The sequence below is a fragment of the Stutzerimonas kunmingensis genome (assembly GCF_900114065.1).
In the GTDB taxonomy this organism is placed as follows: Bacteria; Pseudomonadota; Gammaproteobacteria; order Pseudomonadales; family Pseudomonadaceae; genus Stutzerimonas; species Stutzerimonas kunmingensis.
The window spans coordinates 483,165-498,402 of record NZ_FORS01000002.1; the positions used below are offsets into that span (position 1 = coordinate 483,165).

Below are 15,238 nucleotides of genomic sequence, written 5' to 3' on the forward strand. Positions count from 1 at the left end.
CAGCACATGACCGTCCTGAAGAAGATTCTGGCGGAGCGCTTCGTGCCGTTCCTTCCGCCCCTCCTGGGTGCGGCGAAGCCGGAGGATCAGGCTGCCAAGCAGCTCTCGCGTGCCTTCAGCGCCTTCGCCCTGAACAAGCTGCTCAACATCACGCCAAAGGACGCCGCCGCTTCCGTGGTGGACGATTTCAACGACAAGGGGCTGGATGCGATCCACTACCACGCCCCCACGGAAACGCTCTACCTCCTGCAAACCAAGCTGAAGGAATCCGAGCAGTTCAAGCAGGATGAAGCACAATCGTTCTGCACCGGCATCCGGCTGCTGCTGAAGCAGGATTTCACCGGGTTCAATGGGAACGTCCACAACCGCAAGGCCGAGATCGAAGGCGCGCTCGATGCGTGCAGTCGCATCAAACTGGTCGTGCCCTACACTGGGGACGGTGTGTCGCAGTCGGCCATCGATGCGCTGCAAGTGCTGCTGGACGACGATGATCTCGACGAAGAGCGGCTCGACAAGCAGGTGGACTACTACGCGGCAGTCGACATCACCCGCGACCTGCTGGCGGAGCAAGCCTATCCGCCGGTTCATACCGACATCGCCTTGCAGAAGCACGCGAAGGTCGAGAACCCGCGCACGACGTACTACGGCATCGCCCGTTTGACCGACCTGGTCGCGCTGCACAAGGACAAGGGCAAGGCGCTGTACGAGCGCAACATCCGCTACTTCCTCGGCAGCAGCCGATCCGACGTCAACAAGGCCATCAAGACGACCCTGCGCGACGATCCCGGCAGCTTCTTCTACCTCAACAACGGCGTGACGGCGGTCTGCGACGAGATTGAGTTGAAGGGAAAGAACCCCAGCAGTGGGTTCCGGAAGTTCAAGGTTCGTGGCCTGTCGATCATCAACGGCGCGCAGACGGTCGCGTCCGCCGCCGAGTTCGTGGCCCAGCATCCAGGCAGCAACATCGACGATGCCAAGGTGATGCTCACCTTGATCAAGGCCCCGGCGGACGGCCCGTTCGGTAAGCGCGTCACCAAGGCGCGCAACCACCAGAACCCAGTGCAGACAGCGAACTTCGCTTCGCTGGACGAAAACCAGGAGCGGTTGCGGCAAGAAATCGCGCATCTCGGCTTCGCCTACCACTACCGTCCGGAAGCCTCGGCCACCGGCCTCCAGGCTATTTCGCTCGACGAGGCGCTGCGCGCGCTCGCCTCGCGCCAGGACGATCCGCGCTACGCGGTCTGGCTCAAAAGCGAACCGGCGCGGCTGGCCAATCCGGAATCCGCCGAATACCAGGCGCTGTTCCCGGCCACCCTGACCGGCGTGGCCCTGCTCAACGCCGTGCTGTGCCACCGGGCCATCCGCACGCTGGTGGTCGACTACGAGCAGAAGGCGGCGGCGCGCAGCCAAGAAAAGCTGATCTACCGCCACGCCACTCATGTCATCACGGCTGTGATGATGAAGCGCCTGCGCCAACGCATCGGCGCGGCGACGGTCATGGACGCCGCAGCAATTCCCGGCTTGATCAGCCAGCCGCTCGACGAGTTGCGGCAGCAGACCTTCGACCTCGGGCGGCAACGCCTGCTCGGCGAGGGGCCACTGGCCTACTTCCGCAATCAGGGCAGCGTCGCCTCGTTCATGGCCGACCTGATGGAAACGCATTTCGCGCTGACCGCCGATCCAACGCTACCCACTCTGCGCAATATCGATACTGCGGCGGATGCCTATCCGCGCAAGCGCCTGCTCGACTACTTGTCGGGCAAGGCCCCCCAACTATGAGAGCGATGCCATGAGCAAGCAAAAACTAGAACTGACATGGATCGGCAAGGAAAAGCGCCCCAAGCTGGAGCCGCGCATTCTGCTCGAAGACCCGGACAAGTCGTACCACGCCCCGCATCGCGTTACAGAGAACGATATCTTCGATAACAGGCTGATCTTCGGAGATAACCTGCTGGCGCTGAAGGCTCTCGAGCAAGAGTTCTCGGGGAAGGTGAAGTGCGTGTTCATTGACCCGCCTTACAACACAGGCAGCGCGTTCAAGCAGTACGACGATGGATTAGAACACTCCATTTGGCTGGGGCTGATGCGCGACCGGCTGGAGATCATTCGGCGATTGCTAGCAGATGATGGTTCGCTGTGGATCACTATTGACGACAACGAAGCGCAATACCTGAAGGTGCTGTGCGATGAGGTGTTTGGACGAGCTTGTTTCGTCACGACGTTTATCTGGAAAAAGGTAGATAGCCCGAACGATAACAAAGTACCAATCACGCCAGATCACGAGTATTTGTTGTGTTTTACGAAAACTCCTGGATCTCGCCCATTCAGACAGAAATACGATGATTCGATATTGGCGGCGTACCGTAAGCCAGATGCCGAATCTGACAGACCGTATCGCGACCGTCTCTTGAAAAAGAACGGCAAGAATAGCCTTCGCTCTGACCGTCCGTCGATGTTCTTTCCATTAACCGCTCCTGACGGAACGGAAGTACTGCCGATTCACGATGATGGCAGGGAGGCACGATGGGCAATGGGGAAAACCTCTGTTGAGGATTTGATTGAAAAAAACGAGTTGATTTGGAAAAAGCGCGAAACCGGCTGGATTCCGTATACCCGAGAGTTTGCACCGGATAGTCCATCGCGGCCTTATCCAACGATATGGAATGACCTCGACACAACACGGCAAACCAAGGCGCATCAAAAGACATTGTTTGGAGAAGATGTTTTTGATACTCCAAAGCCAGAAGACATGCTGAAGCGCATTTTTGATATGTCTACTAACCCCGGGGATCTTGTCCTCGATTCCTTTGCCGGCTCTGGAACCACTGGCGCGGTCGCGCACAAAATGGGCCTTCGCTGGATCATGGTGGAACTGGGAGAGCACTGTCACACGCACATCATTCCGCGCCTGCAGAAAGTCATCGCCGGTGAAGACAAAGGCGGCGTCACGGAAAGCGTGAACTGGCAAGGCGGAGGCGGCTTCCGCTACTACAGCCTCGCGCCCAGCCTGATCGTCAACGACCGCTGGGGCAACCCGGTCATCAATCCTGAATACAACGCCGCGCAACTAGCCGAAGCGCTGGCGAAAGTGGAAGGTTTTACCTACGCACCCTCCGAGGTGCAGTGGTGGCAGCACGGCCACTCCAGCGAGCGCGACTTCATCTACGTCACCACGCAGAACTTGTCTGCCGACCAGTTGCAGGCACTCTCCGACGAAGTGGGTTCCGACCGGAGCCTGCTGGTCTGCTGCTCTGCCTTCCGAGGCGTGACAGCGGCGAAGGCGGCAGAACGCTGGCCGAACCTGACCTTGAAGAAGATTCCGAAGATGGTGCTGGCCCGCTGCGAATGGGGCCACGACGACTACAGCCTCAACGTGGCGAACCTGCCGATGGCCAAGCCCGATCCCGTTGATGCCTCGGCAGCCGCCGGAGCGAACAAGAAAACCAAGAGCAGGAAAGTGCCCGCTGCGCATTTGAATCAGGGCGGTCTGTTTGGGGAGAACGAGTAATGAACAGCCGTGTCCTGCACGCCGTCACCGGTCGTCTGTCGCTGCGCCCGCCGCAGGAGGAATCTCTCAAACGCTTGGTTCGCGCGCTCGAAACCTCGCCTGACCTCTTGGGCCATGAGCGGGATATCGCCGCCGTTCTTTCCACGCTGAAGGCCGAGTTCCCCACGCTGGAGGACTTTGAGCGCGAGTTTCCCTCGCTGTGCTTCGCGCTGGCCACGGGCGTCGGCAAGACGCGGTTGATGGGCGCGTTCATCGCCTATTTGCATCTGGCGCATGGCATCAACAACTTCTTCGTGCTCGCGCCCAACCTGACCATCTACAACAAGCTGATCACGGACTTCACACGCAACATGCCGAAGTACGTGTTCAAGGGCATTGCCGAGTTTGCGCAGCAGCCACCGCTGATCATCACCGGTGACAACTACGACCAGACTGGCGCAGCGGTGGACGACCAACCGCAGGGTTTCGCCCACGACGTGCGCGTCAACATCTTCAACATCTCCAAGATCAACTCCGAAGTGCGCGGCGGCAAGGAGCCGCGCATCAAGCGGATGAAGGAAGTGCTGGGCGACAGCTACTTCAACCACTTGGCGAACCTGCCCGATCTGGTGCTGTTGATGGACGAATCGCACCGCTACCGCGCCAGCGCGGGCGTGCGTGCCATCAACGAGCTGAAGCCGCTGTTCGGCCTGGAAGTAACGGCGACGCCGTTCGTCGAAAGCAGCAAGGGGCCGGTGCCGTTCAAGAACGTGGTGATGGACTACCCGCTGGCGCGGGCGATGGAGGATGGTTTCGTCAAGGAGCCTGCGGTTGTCACCCAACGCAACTTCAAGGCCAGCGACCACACGCCGGAAGAAGTGGAGAAGACCAAGCTGGAAGACGGCGTGCGCTTGCACGAAACCACGAAGGTCGAGCTGCTCACTTATGCCCGCGAGAACGGTGTCAAGCCGGTGAAGCCCTTCATGCTCGTCATCGCACGCGACACCACGCACGCTGCGAGTCTTTTGGCACTTCTGGAATCGGAAGCCTTCTACGAAGGGCGTTACGCGGGCAAGGTGATCCAGGTCGATTCCAGCCGCACCGGCGCGGAAGAGGAAGAGATGATTTCGCGCCTGCTGGCTGTGGAGAGTGTGGACGAGCCGACCGAGATCGTGATTCACGTCAACATGCTCAAGGAGGGCTGGGACGTGACCAACCTCTACACCATCGTGCCGCTGCGCGCCGCCAACGCGCGCACGCTGATCGAGCAGAGCATCGGGCGCGGCCTGCGCCTGCCTTATGGCAAGCGCACCGGCGTGGCGGCGGTGGATCGCCTGAACATCGTTGCCCACGACAAGTTTCAGGAGATCATCGACGAGGCCAACCGTGGCGATTCGCCGATTCGCCTGAAGCAGATCATCCTCGACGCGCCCAGTGCCGACGACAAGAAGGTAAGCGTGCAGGTCGGCTCCGGTGCTGCAGCGCGGCTTGGACTGGCGGATGCCGCGCCCGCAGTTGATCCAGCCTCGGCGGCTGCCTACTCTGACTCGGATGGTGGCGAGGCAAAACCCGCGCCGACGCCGGTGTTCACCACCGAGGCCGAGAAGCAAGCGGCGCGCGTGGTGATCGAAGTCATCGGCAAGCTGGAGACGCAGCGTGATCTAGTGCCGACCAGTGGCGCACTGCTCACGCCCGAGGTGCAGAAGGTCATTCAAGCGGAGGTGGCAGAACGCCTGAAGCCGATGCAGGGCAACCTGCTGGCAGGCGCGGACGATGCGGCACCGGTGATTGATCTGACCAAAGTGGTAGCCAAGACCACCGAGATCGTGGTGCAACAGACTATCGACATCCCGCGCATTGCCGTTGTACCCAAGGGTGAGGTCACGACCGGCTTTCGCCCGTTCTTGCTGGACGTGAGCCAGCTTCGCCTGCAACCGGGCGAGCGCGAGATCGTCGGCCAGATGCTGCGCACCAACGAACAATTTACGCTGGCGGCGGAAATCGGCCTGAAAGAACAGCGCCCGGAGGACTACATCGTCCACGCGCTGGTGGACTTCGACGACATCGACTACTTCACCCACGCCGACCTGCTCTATGACCTGGCGGGCCAGATGGTGCGGCACCTGCAGAGCTACCTCTCGGAATCCGAGGCGGTCAACGTGCTGAATGGGCAGCGCAAGACCATCGCAAAGGAAATCCACTCGCAGATGATGGCGCACTTCTTCGAGGAAGCGACCGAGTTCGAGGTGCAGGTCAGTCGCGGCTTCACGGAACTGAAAGCCTGCAACTACACCGCTACGGCGGGACAAGCCCCGCGCCATTTCCGCGAAACGGTGGAGGACGTGGGCCGCATCAAGCAGATGCTGTTCGGCGGGTTCACCAAGTGCCTTTACCCATTGCAAAAGTTCGACTCGGACACCGAGCGCCGCTTCGCCGTCATCCTCGAACGCGACGCGAACAAGTGGTTCAAGCCCGCGAAGGGACAGTTCCAGATCTACTACAAGCTCGGCACCGAGCAGCCGGAGTACGTGCCGGATTTCGTGGTGGAAATGGATGCGTTCATCCTGCTGGCCGAGACCAAGAAGCGCGACGATCTGAAATCGGATGAAGTCGTCGCCAAGGCTGCGGCGGCATTGCGCTGGTGCAAATACGCTTCAGATCACGCCAGAAACGTCGGTGGCAAGCCGTGGAAATACATCCTGGTGCCACACGATGAAATCGCAGAGTCGAAGCGGCTGGCCGATTTCCTGCGGTTCGAAGTGAAGGACTGATTTGAAGGAGCGTTGATATGAGCCGTGCCCAGCTGCGTTTTCAGGTTGATTCCCGACTCGCCACATTGCTGAGTCAGGAATACCCGTCATCAGAGCGGGCGTTGAAGGAGCTCGTCGATAACGCGTGGGATGCCGACGCCGAGCACGTATCTGTCACTCTCCCGAAGCCACTGAGCGGTGGCTCCATCGACATTGAGGACGATGGAAGCGGTATGACCGAAGAGGAGCTGCGGCGGCATTATTTGGCCATTGCATCCGATCGCCGCTCACGGCGCGGAGAACGTACCGCCGGGAAGAGCCGCCCGGTCAAGGGCAGAAAAGGCATCGGCAAGTTTTCTGGCCTCATGGCGGCGGCCACCATGATGCTCGAAACGCGTGCGCGCGGCCGCCTGTGCCGGATTTCGCTGCGCTTGGATGACCTTGCGCGCGTTGAAGATATCGAGCAGTTGGATATCAGCTTGCACAGCGAACCGTGCGCGCCCGAACTCCACGGGACAACCATTACGCTCAACGACTTGCACCAGGGTTTGGCTTACCCGGATGCCAACCGCCTACGCCAGATCCTGTTACAGGATTACGGTCGGCAGGATGACTTCGCGATCACGGTTGACGACAAGCGTCTGGATGTTGACGACGTATCAGGGCGTTATGCAGAGCAGGATCAGTCCTTGCCAAATGTGGGCAAGGTGAAACTGCGGTTCTCTATCAGCGATGGCAAGTCAGGATTGCGTCAGCCTGGCATTACCTTGCGCGTGGATGGCAAGGCCGTGGGGCGGCCAGGATTCTTTGGCTTGGATCAACGGGATGACTTCCCGCGCAAGTTACTTCGCAAGCTCTACGGCGAAGTCGAGGCGGACGGACTGCGCGATCACATCACGGCTGGTTGGGATGCTGCCGTTGAGAATAGTGAACTTTTGAAGGAGGTTGAGGCATACGTCCAGCCCATTCTCCGGGAGGCGTATGAGCAGCAGTACCGGCAAGAGATCCAGCTTGCACAGGCTCGACTGCAAAAAGCGATCCTTACTCGACTCTCAGCGCTGCCGGAACACAAAAGGGTTTTTGCAGATCGGGCGATCAAGAAAATCCTCGACAAGTATTACGGCGAACCGGAGAGCAAGGTCGAGCCGGTGGTGAATGTGTTGCTGGAGGCAATGGAACGATCCGATTACCGTATTCTTCTTGAGCACATTGCGGAAGCAACTTCGAGCGACGTTGCAGGGGTAGCCGAGCGGCTGGATGAGTTTGGCTTGGCAGAGATGGCATTCCTGGTTCAGCAAGCCGCAGCGCGCCAAGTTTTTCTTGATCAACTGGAACTGCTTGTTCGTGACGCAACAACTACCGAGGCCGTCTTGCACAAAGCCCTGGAACGTAACTTGTGGGTGTTTGGTCCGGAGTATTCCCTGTTCAGCTCAAACAGCACATTGCGGCGACAAGTGGAAGATGTTCTTGGGAAGGTCTATACGGGAGACAAGGCCGACAAACGTCCTGACCTGCTTCTCAACGAGAATCTGAGCGGCAAGTACTTATTGATCGAATTCAAACGGCCAAGCCACGCGCTGAATCACGGTGATTACGTACAGGCAATCGGCTATAGGCATGAACTGACAAAGTACGTTGGCTCTGCTGTTCAGGTTTTGTTGGTCGGTGGAGGCAGGTCTGCCGACTTTCCTACTGGAAATCGTGAGCCGGATGTTGAGGAGCGAATCTTTGGACAGATCATCTCCACAGCACGGCGACAGATTGAGTGGCTGCTCCGGACGGAGAGCTCTTGATCTCCTTCGGTTCTAAATATGCACCGAACGTCGATATTCGGTGCTGTGTGTGGTTATAAGTACTTCTTGAAGCTACCCGCAGTCAGGCTCACGGCCAGTCCCAGCAAGGCGGCGCTGGGCAGCAGGATCAGCAGTGGATGCACCGAGATCGGCAAGGCCAGGTACGTGATCCACGGCAGCACGGCCAGCGGCATCAGGCTCGCCTTCGCGCGGTGGTAGATGAAGCCGGATTCCCGGCCCGCGCCGAACCGGCGCACGTCCCGCCGCACAAGACCGTCGATCAGGCCGACGAACGCCGCAGTGAAGATCAGTGGCAACGTGAGCACCAGAACCAGCAGGCGCACCAGGAACGTGAGCGTGGTGAAGGCCGCGGCAATCAGGTAGTTCTCGGCCCAGACATAGACTTGGCTGATGTGGTAGCGGAAGTTGCGCGTCTGCCCGTGGCTGGGTGCGCGGGCGCGCTCGGCGGTCTGGCTCATGCGCTCCAGCAGCCCGGAGCGAACGAATACCCATTCGTAGCCGGTATCCACCAGTTCGTGCGCAGTGCGCCCCGGCTCCTGCACGACCACGCTGCGCGTGAAGTGGCTGGACAGGTGCCCAAGTTCGTACTGCAACATCTGCTGCGAGTGCCGCCAGCCCTGGTCCTTCCAGAACAGGTGCATGCCGATGCACTCCACGACGATCGAGAACAGTAGCGAGCCGATCAGCACCCCGAGCAGCCGGAACGGCAAGGTGATGGTGCCGACGATCAGGCCCTGGCGCTGGTTCTGCTCCCGTTGCGCAGTCGAGGCGGCGTCCTTCATGGCGAGGCCTCGTCGCCCGTGCCATCGCTGGTGGCAGGGGTCACCGTGAGAGGTTCGGCTGGAGCGACGTCATCAAGCAGGTCATCGGGCAAGCCCGTGTCCTGCAAGGCCGGGGCGCTGGTGAACTCCCACCACTGCGTCGCTTCGCTGTAGCTCTGGCGCATATACCCGGCCAGTTGCTGCAAGTCTGCCGGCATCACCTCGTCCGGGTCCGGCGCCGGCAGCGGCATACGCACTTTCCAAAGCTGACCGCCCTGCAGCAGCGCGAAGCACTGGCCCTTGGGTAGGCCGACGACATGCGACGGCTCGATCATCGGCACGCTGGACATGCTGATGCGGTCCTGGGTGTTCGACGTGAAATCCGTCGCCCCGCGAATGTCCGAGCTGTCCGTCGCGCCGCTGACGATGGTGGTCGTATAGACCTCGACCTTCGGCAACTGCCTTGTCAGCAGTTCAGCGGTGGCCGTCTCGCGCACGCGCAGCATGAACAGGTTGTTGAAGTTGCCGATCACCTGACCGGCCTTCGCGCGGTTGCCGATGCGGGCTTCGATGTCCGAGAGGGTCTGCGTGTACGCGGTGACCTGGAGGCCTGCGCCACCACCCTTGTTGATCAATGGGATGAACTCGTCGCCCATCAGCTCGTTGAACTCGTCGGCGTGGACGTTGATCGGCACGCGCGTGCCTGCCGATGCGCCCGGCAATCCGTCGTCGATCCCATGCTTGTAGATATGCCCGGCGACCGACACGAGATCGCTGAACATGGAGTTGCCGACCGCTGCGGCGACCTCGGCGTCGGACAGTGCATCCAGGCCCACATAGACCACGGCGCGCTTACGGATGACCTGCATCCAATCGAAGATCGGGCGCGGGTCGGCCAGGTCGGAGTAGTTCGGGGCCAGGAGCTGCGCGATCTTGCCGCTGGTGAGCTTCTCCAGCAGCGGCAAGAGGCTGGCGACGATCTTGTCGAAGTACGTCTTGTCGTAACGGACGGCCGAGCGCAGGCCATCCAGCACCGGGGCGTAGTTGCGCGCCTGCGAGAGGTACTGCTCCAGCGCCACCACGCGCTTCTCGCGCCCGATCATGTTGCGCGGGATGTTCTTCTCGTTGAGCTTGGCCTCGATCTGGACGATCACCTCCCAGGCCTTGGGCTCCGTCTTCGCGAAGTAGTGCTGGGCGTACTCGATGAACAGCGCGTCGATGTTGATTACGTGACGCTGGATCAGCATGTAGTCCGGGCGCTGCCCCAGTTCCACCAAGGCGCGGGCGATGATGTTGACGAAGCGCCAGGCGAACTCGCGGAAGGCCGCGCTGTTGCCCTCGCCGGAAAGCTGCCCCGCGACGCGAGTCGCCACCTCGCTGATTCGCCCAAAACGGCCCACGGCGTTGTAGCGCGCGGAAATGTCCGGCCAGCCCAAATGAAAGACGTAGAACTCGCCTTCGCGGCCCGCGCGCTTGGCCTCGACGTACATCCGCTTCAGAAGATCGGCGTCGCCCTTGGGGTCGATGACGATCACGACCTCGTGCTCGCCCGCAGCGTTCACGCGCCGGATGTCCTGCGTCACGAACAGTTCGGCCAGCCGGGTCTTACCGACTCGCGTCGTGCCCAGCACCAGCGAGTGGCCGACGCGCTCGCCGAGCGGCAGGCTGACGTCCACCTCTTCGGGTTCGATGCCGTGCAGGCGCGGCAGGCCGCCCACAGGCGGCAGCGGCCGCACCGGGTTGAAAGGCACGTCCCAGCCGGTGAGCGCGGACAGCCGGGACAGCGGGAACGGCGCGAACTCCAGGCGTTCTTCCAGGCGACGCGCCAGCCGGTAGGCCGGCGTCGGCTCGACGTAGCGGCGGAACTCCGGCCGGTACGTCTGCATCAGCCTATGGGTGTGCTTCTGCTCCCACAGGAACCCGCGCCCCACGAACAGCCGCTGCTGGCTGACCGGCACGTCCTTGCTGGTCATCACGTACCGAGGCAGGCGGCGGATGTTGCGCCGGTAGCGCAGGATGACGCGGGCATCGCGGTAGCGGATGGCACCGTAGGCCCCGAACGCCAGGGCACTGCCGACGCCCATCGACGGGCTCAGCGCGAGCGACCACGGGGCCACCAGGCACAGGAACGCGGCGCCCGCGCATGCGGCAACGGTGTATAGCTCCACCGCTGGGCGTAGCAGTACCTCGACCGGCTGTTTCCCCGACATGGCTTCATTGCTCGATGCCGGTGGCCGTGATCAGCGCCGGGTAGTGCCGCAGGCCCAGACGCTCGGCCAGGTCGTCGCCGGACACAGGCGCGAGCGGCACACCGGGCACCAGGCTGCGCAGCCGCGCCAGGCCCTGCATGGTCTCGACGTTGACTACCAGACCGACCGCGCCGCGCTCGCGCAGCGCTGCCGCCTGGCGGCGCAGCCAGGCATGGGACGCCTCGTCGTCGCCGACGACCACGAAAGGCCGCAGACCCGGAGCCTCGATGACCCGCCGCGCGACGGTGCCGGGCGTGAGCTTGGCGCTGCGCACGGGTAGCATCGCGGCCTCGTCCGCCGGCGTGGCGGGACCCTGGGGTGTCGGGATCGGCGGCCGGGCCGGCGCGTTGGCGCGCGGCTGGAGGTTCAGGGCTTCGTAATACGGCAGCGCCGACGTGCCGCCACGGTCTTCGACCACGATCAGCGGCTCGCCGGCACGCGAGGCCAGCGGCAGACCTGCCAGCAGCACGAGCAGACCCCGAAAGGCCAGATGGGATGTCGTCATGGGGATGTCTCCTGACGCGCGGCGAGGACCGCGGCGGTTGGGCGCGCGCCCTGCACCCGGGCGAGGTGGCGCGACACACTGCGCCGGTAGCGGGCGGCAGGCTCGCCGCCCGCAGGACGGTGGTAGCGGCCGATCGCCAGCAACCAGTCCTCGCCGGGGGTGTGCTGCTCGCGCAGGATCTCGGCAGCGATGGCGAGGTTGCGGTACGGGTCCAGCAGGTCGCACGCGCTGGCGTAGCGCTGCTGATGGTAGCCGAGGTTGATCTGGCCCAGGCCCGCGTCGATGCGCGTGTGCGGCGTGGAGCGCATCACCTGCTGCAAGCCCGCGCAGGCGTCGGCGCGGGTCGCATAGCGGCGCGACTGGCCGGCGACGTTGAGCGACCACGGCCACGGGACGATGCGCCCGTTGCGCCGGATGCCGCTTTCCTGCAAGGCCACTGCGTAGAGCACCGTCGAGGGGATGCCTGCGCGCTGTGCGGCGAGCTGGTAGGCCGGTGGCGGAACCTCCTGGGCCTGGGCGACGCAGGCGCACAGGCCAGCGGCGAGCGTCAGTGCGCGCAAGAACTGCGAAACAGAGGTGGCGACTACGGCTGGCGCTGCCATTGGCCGTTCACCTCGCGCACGACCGCGGGCAAGTCGCCGGGCAGGCCCAGCGACAGCCAGCGGCCGCCGTCGTGGTTGAGCGTGATGGTGCCGCTGCGCACGCGCGCCGGATCGACGTTCGCGCGTTTGGCCCAGTCGCGGATGCGCGCATCGTCCTGGCGGCTGCCAACCATGTACAGGTCGAACTCGGTCCCCGAGGATTGCAGGCGCTGTACGAGCTGTCCGCAGGCTTCGCAGCCGTCCTTGACGAACACCGCCGTGCGGCCGGAGCCGCGCGTAGCTCCGGCGATCGGCTTGTCGTCGGGCAAGTTCACCCGCTGCATGCCAGGGTTCAGACGCTGCCAGGCCTCGTCGTAAGCCCTCTGGTAGGCGAGCAGCTTCTCCACGCGGCGCGCTTCGACCTGCACCTGCAGCTCGGCGTAGCGGCGCCGTTCCTCGTCGGTGCGGGCTTCGATGCCCAAGGCCGACAACGGGTCCAGGTTGGGCGAATAAATTCCCAGCGGCCCGTCCATCAGTTCGCGGTAGCGCGCCCATTCCTGCGGTTGCAGGCCCCAGTCGCTCGCCACCCGGTCGTCCAGGATGCGGGCGACCAGCGGGCGCTCCTGGCTCTGCGCATTGCGGGCGGGAGCCGCAGGCGGCTGCTGCGCCCAGACGGGCCACTGGGCGAACGCCAGCAGGAGCACGGAAAGGATGATCGATGGCTTCATGCGATCTGCTCCGGTCAGGGAATCGCCACGCGGCGGGTCTGGTCGCCGGCCTGGAACACCGCGGTGTTGCCCTTGACGGCCTGCAAGCGCCACGGGCCGACCGCATCGCCGGGTAGCAGCACCTGAAGCTGGTCGGGCGTGAAGTCGCCACTGCTCGGCGCGACGGACACGCTGCGCTCGCCGGCACGCAGTTCGGCACCGACGATGCGGAACGGGAGCGGCGGCGGTTCGGGCTTGGCGGCGGGCTTGTTCCTGGTGCGCGGCTGGGCGGGTGCAGCGGCGCGCGCAGCGGTCTGCCGCGCCTTGACCTGCTCGACTTCGGCGCGCAGTGCCTGAAGGTCGTCGGCGGCGGCATAGGCGCTCAGCGATTTCTCGACCTGGGCCGCGCGTGCTTCCAGGATTTGGCGGGTGTCTTTGAGGTCTGCCGCCGTGGCGACGGCCGGACGCTGCTGGATGGCTTCGACGGTCTCGGCCAGGCCTGTTGCCTGCGCTTCTAGGCGTTGCAGGCGGGATTCGAGGCGCTCCTGGTCGGCCTGGTCGTTCATGGCCTGGTAGCCCAGGGCCACGAAGACACTGAGGCCGAACAGCCAGAGCCACATCAGGCTCTGCACCACCACGGCGGCGGTTGAACGCTGGGCGGGTTGCGGGGCGTTCATGGCTGGCCTCCCGATGCCGCGGGCGCCAGCGGGAACGTCTGCGCCGCCTCGGTGGCGGGCGGCGCGGGTGTGTTGTCGGCGGTCATGCTGTCGCCGGGACGCTGGAAGCAGATTTGCCGCGCGCGGTCATCCGCGTGCAGTTCCCAGGCCGGGCCAGCCAAGGTGAGCAGCGCATCGCGCAAAGTCATGGGGCCAAGGTGCAAGTGCGCCGCCGGCAGCGGCAGTGCGTACAGCTCGATCACCGCGTGCGCCGTCTGGCACAAGCCGTAGCCGCTGCGCTTGAGCACATGCCGCAGCCCGTCGCCGACCGTGGCGCGGGCGTCCTCCGGCATGGCGACATCGATGGTCTGCAACAGCAGGTCGCGCTGCGCTGCTGTCGGTGCCAGTTCCACGAGGGTGTAGCGGCCGTAGCGCACGACGGGGATGTACTCGGGCGCTTCGGGTACAGGCGCGGCCGAGATTTCCTCGATGGTGTCTGGCGCGACCGGCGCGCTGGTCGTGGCGCAGCCGCCAGCCAGCACCGACCAAAGCAGGCCGAGAAAACCCGCCAGCAGGCGGCGTTCGGGATGGTGAAACCAGGGTGGAGAGGGGCACATGGCGCGTCGTCCTGAAACATCGAGCCCTCACCATCGCCGCTCGGGCCACGAGCGGCAGCAAACAATGCGAACCAGGCAGCGCCCGATTTCCCGACAGCCTCCCACCAAAGAAAAAGGCCCCCGAAGGGGCCAGTGAAGACGCATCGGACTTCGCCAGCTCACTCCCGAGCCAGCTTCAGGCCGGGATCGACCTGTGCCAGTTGGGTGTGCGACCAGCAGCGCACGAACTGCCCGTTCTCGCCGAGCGGCCGGTTCGCCACCGCCGCCGAATACTCGGCGGTGTCGCTGGTGTCGTAGCAGATGACCTTGATCTCGCCGCTGTCGCAGCGGATGGAGTGGATCTGGCCGTCGGTCATATCGACCACGACGACCTGCGGGACAAGGCCCAGTTCGCGGGCGGCCGACAGGATGGGGACATATTCGGCAGCGTCGAAGCAGACGAACGGCCCTTCGTACCGGGCTTCTTCGGCCAGTTCCCTGGCCTTGTCGTAGTGGATACCCAGGTCGTATTCCTCCTGGGTGATCCTGACCTTGAAGATCGGCATGTCGGGACTGCCGGAGGCATCGACGCAGGCGACCGCAACTTGCATCTCGATCTCACCGCCGTCGGCAGGTTCGGTCGAGGGGATGATGGCTTGGCCCGAGGGCACTTCGTCGGCCATGCCCATGCGCTCGCGCATTTCGTCGATGAAATCCTCGGGGGCCATCAGGCCATAGCGCGCCAGGCGCAAGGGAATGTCCTCTGCACCGAGGTTGCCGTCCTCGATGCGCTGCTGCATGAAGGCGGCGATCTCGGATTCGAGCGCATCGCTGTTAGGCGCCGAGGGCAACTCGGTCACCTCGATCGACCATGAATCCACCTTCGCGGCGGTCTCATCGATTAGCAACCTCTCGCCGATGGCGCGTACCCACATGCGTTGTAGGCGTGCCAGTACTTCCGACGCGGCCTCGTCGTCGAGCAGACAGGTCACGTCCAGCGTCATGCGAGCCTTCACGGTTTCGGACGTGGCTTGGGTATGGGTGTTCATGGAAATCTCCTTGGGATAAAAAGGCGCAGCCACGTCCACGGAGACCGTGGGCGTGGCTGCAAGGTGGGAACAACGGAAAGCCG

Annotated in this window: 12 protein-coding genes; 4 read left to right on the top strand and 8 right to left on the bottom strand. The window is 63.3% G+C overall.

Going from position 1 to position 15,238, the window contains the following annotated elements:
• The first annotated feature begins 6 nt into the window (after positions 1 to 6).
• The 4 genes from BM275_RS06700 to BM275_RS06715 are packed head-to-tail and all read left to right on the top strand — an operon-like array spanning position 7 to position 8,030.
• Complete coding sequence (locus BM275_RS06700; protein WP_228383604.1) at positions 7 to 1,779, top strand: AIPR family protein; 1,773 nt, start codon at positions 7 to 9, stop codon at positions 1,777 to 1,779.
• 10 nt (positions 1,780 to 1,789) lie between these two features.
• Positions 1,790 to 3,508 carry a site-specific DNA-methyltransferase gene (locus BM275_RS06705; protein WP_090520103.1) on the top strand — a complete coding sequence of 573 codons (1,719 nt, stop codon included), beginning with the start codon at positions 1,790 to 1,792 and terminating at the stop codon, positions 3,506 to 3,508.
• Positions 3,508 to 6,258: a DEAD/DEAH box helicase family protein gene (locus BM275_RS06710; RefSeq protein ID WP_090520104.1), complete on the top strand. Its 2,751-nt coding sequence runs from the start codon at positions 3,508 to 3,510 to the stop codon at positions 6,256 to 6,258. The genes BM275_RS06705 and BM275_RS06710 overlap by 1 nt, the downstream gene beginning before the upstream one ends.
• A 17-nt stretch (positions 6,259 to 6,275) precedes the next feature.
• Positions 6,276 to 8,030, top strand: coding sequence for an ATP-binding protein (locus BM275_RS06715; RefSeq protein ID WP_090520106.1), 1,755 nt, complete (start codon positions 6,276 to 6,278; stop codon positions 8,028 to 8,030).
• A gap of 53 nt (positions 8,031 to 8,083) precedes the next feature.
• On the opposite strand, the gene BM275_RS06720 is transcribed toward BM275_RS06715, so the two are convergent.
• The 8 genes from BM275_RS06720 to BM275_RS06755 form a co-directional block, all read right to left on the bottom strand.
• On the bottom strand, positions 8,084 to 8,833 hold the full coding sequence (locus BM275_RS06720; protein WP_090520108.1) for a TIGR03747 family integrating conjugative element membrane protein: 750 nt from the start codon (positions 8,831 to 8,833) through the stop codon (positions 8,084 to 8,086).
• On the bottom strand, positions 8,830 to 11,022 hold the full coding sequence (traD, locus tag BM275_RS06725; RefSeq protein ID WP_090520109.1) for a type IV conjugative transfer system coupling protein TraD: 2,193 nt from the start codon (positions 11,020 to 11,022) through the stop codon (positions 8,830 to 8,832). Before traD ends, BM275_RS06720 begins: the two co-directional genes overlap by 4 nt.
• A 4-nt stretch (positions 11,023 to 11,026) precedes the next feature.
• The gene (locus tag BM275_RS06730; protein WP_090520111.1) at positions 11,027 to 11,566 is read right to left on the bottom strand and encodes an integrating conjugative element protein; all 540 of its coding nucleotides are present in this window, start codon (positions 11,564 to 11,566) and stop codon (positions 11,027 to 11,029) included.
• Complete coding sequence (locus BM275_RS06735; protein WP_090520114.1) at positions 11,563 to 12,168, bottom strand: transglycosylase SLT domain-containing protein; 606 nt, start codon at positions 12,166 to 12,168, stop codon at positions 11,563 to 11,565. The genes BM275_RS06730 and BM275_RS06735 overlap by 4 nt, the downstream gene beginning before the upstream one ends.
• Positions 12,150 to 12,875: a TIGR03759 family integrating conjugative element protein gene (locus BM275_RS06740; protein ID WP_090520116.1), complete on the bottom strand. Its 726-nt coding sequence runs from the start codon at positions 12,873 to 12,875 to the stop codon at positions 12,150 to 12,152. Before BM275_RS06740 ends, BM275_RS06735 begins: the two co-directional genes overlap by 19 nt.
• A 14-nt stretch (positions 12,876 to 12,889) precedes the next feature.
• The gene (locus tag BM275_RS06745; RefSeq protein WP_090520119.1) at positions 12,890 to 13,531 is read right to left on the bottom strand and encodes a hypothetical protein; all 642 of its coding nucleotides are present in this window, start codon (positions 13,529 to 13,531) and stop codon (positions 12,890 to 12,892) included.
• A complete protein-coding gene (gene pilL2 / locus BM275_RS06750; protein WP_090520121.1) occupies positions 13,528 to 14,127 on the bottom strand; it encodes a PFGI-1 class ICE element type IV pilus protein PilL2 in 600 nt (199 codons plus the stop codon). The genes BM275_RS06745 and pilL2 overlap by 4 nt, the downstream gene beginning before the upstream one ends.
• A gap of 158 nt (positions 14,128 to 14,285) precedes the next feature.
• Positions 14,286 to 15,155, bottom strand: coding sequence for a hypothetical protein (locus tag BM275_RS06755; protein WP_090520124.1), 870 nt, complete (start codon positions 15,153 to 15,155; stop codon positions 14,286 to 14,288).
• Positions 15,156 to 15,238 lie beyond the last annotated feature (83 nt).

Bases quoted from the DNA above. Each gene is read 5' to 3' on its own strand.
- BM275_RS06700 (WP_228383604.1), top strand. From the start codon at position 7: ATGACCGTCCTGAAGAAGATTCTGGCGGAGCGCTTCGTGCCGTTCCTT.
- BM275_RS06705 (WP_090520103.1), top strand. From the start codon at position 1,790: ATGAGCAAGCAAAAACTAGAACTGACATGGATCGGCAAGGAAAAGCGC.
- BM275_RS06710 (WP_090520104.1), top strand. From the start codon at position 3,508: ATGAACAGCCGTGTCCTGCACGCCGTCACCGGTCGTCTGTCGCTGCGC.
- BM275_RS06715 (WP_090520106.1), top strand. From the start codon at position 6,276: ATGAGCCGTGCCCAGCTGCGTTTTCAGGTTGATTCCCGACTCGCCACA.
- BM275_RS06720 (WP_090520108.1), bottom strand. From the start codon at position 8,833: ATGAAGGACGCCGCCTCGACTGCGCAACGGGAGCAGAACCAGCGCCAG.
- traD (WP_090520109.1), bottom strand. From the start codon at position 11,022: ATGTCGGGGAAACAGCCGGTCGAGGTACTGCTACGCCCAGCGGTGGAG.
- BM275_RS06730 (WP_090520111.1), bottom strand. From the start codon at position 11,566: ATGACGACATCCCATCTGGCCTTTCGGGGTCTGCTCGTGCTGCTGGCA.
- BM275_RS06735 (WP_090520114.1), bottom strand. From the start codon at position 12,168: ATGGCAGCGCCAGCCGTAGTCGCCACCTCTGTTTCGCAGTTCTTGCGC.
- BM275_RS06740 (WP_090520116.1), bottom strand. From the start codon at position 12,875: ATGAAGCCATCGATCATCCTTTCCGTGCTCCTGCTGGCGTTCGCCCAG.
- BM275_RS06745 (WP_090520119.1), bottom strand. From the start codon at position 13,531: ATGAACGCCCCGCAACCCGCCCAGCGTTCAACCGCCGCCGTGGTGGTG.
- pilL2 (WP_090520121.1), bottom strand. From the start codon at position 14,127: ATGTGCCCCTCTCCACCCTGGTTTCACCATCCCGAACGCCGCCTGCTG.
- BM275_RS06755 (WP_090520124.1), bottom strand. From the start codon at position 15,155: ATGAACACCCATACCCAAGCCACGTCCGAAACCGTGAAGGCTCGCATG.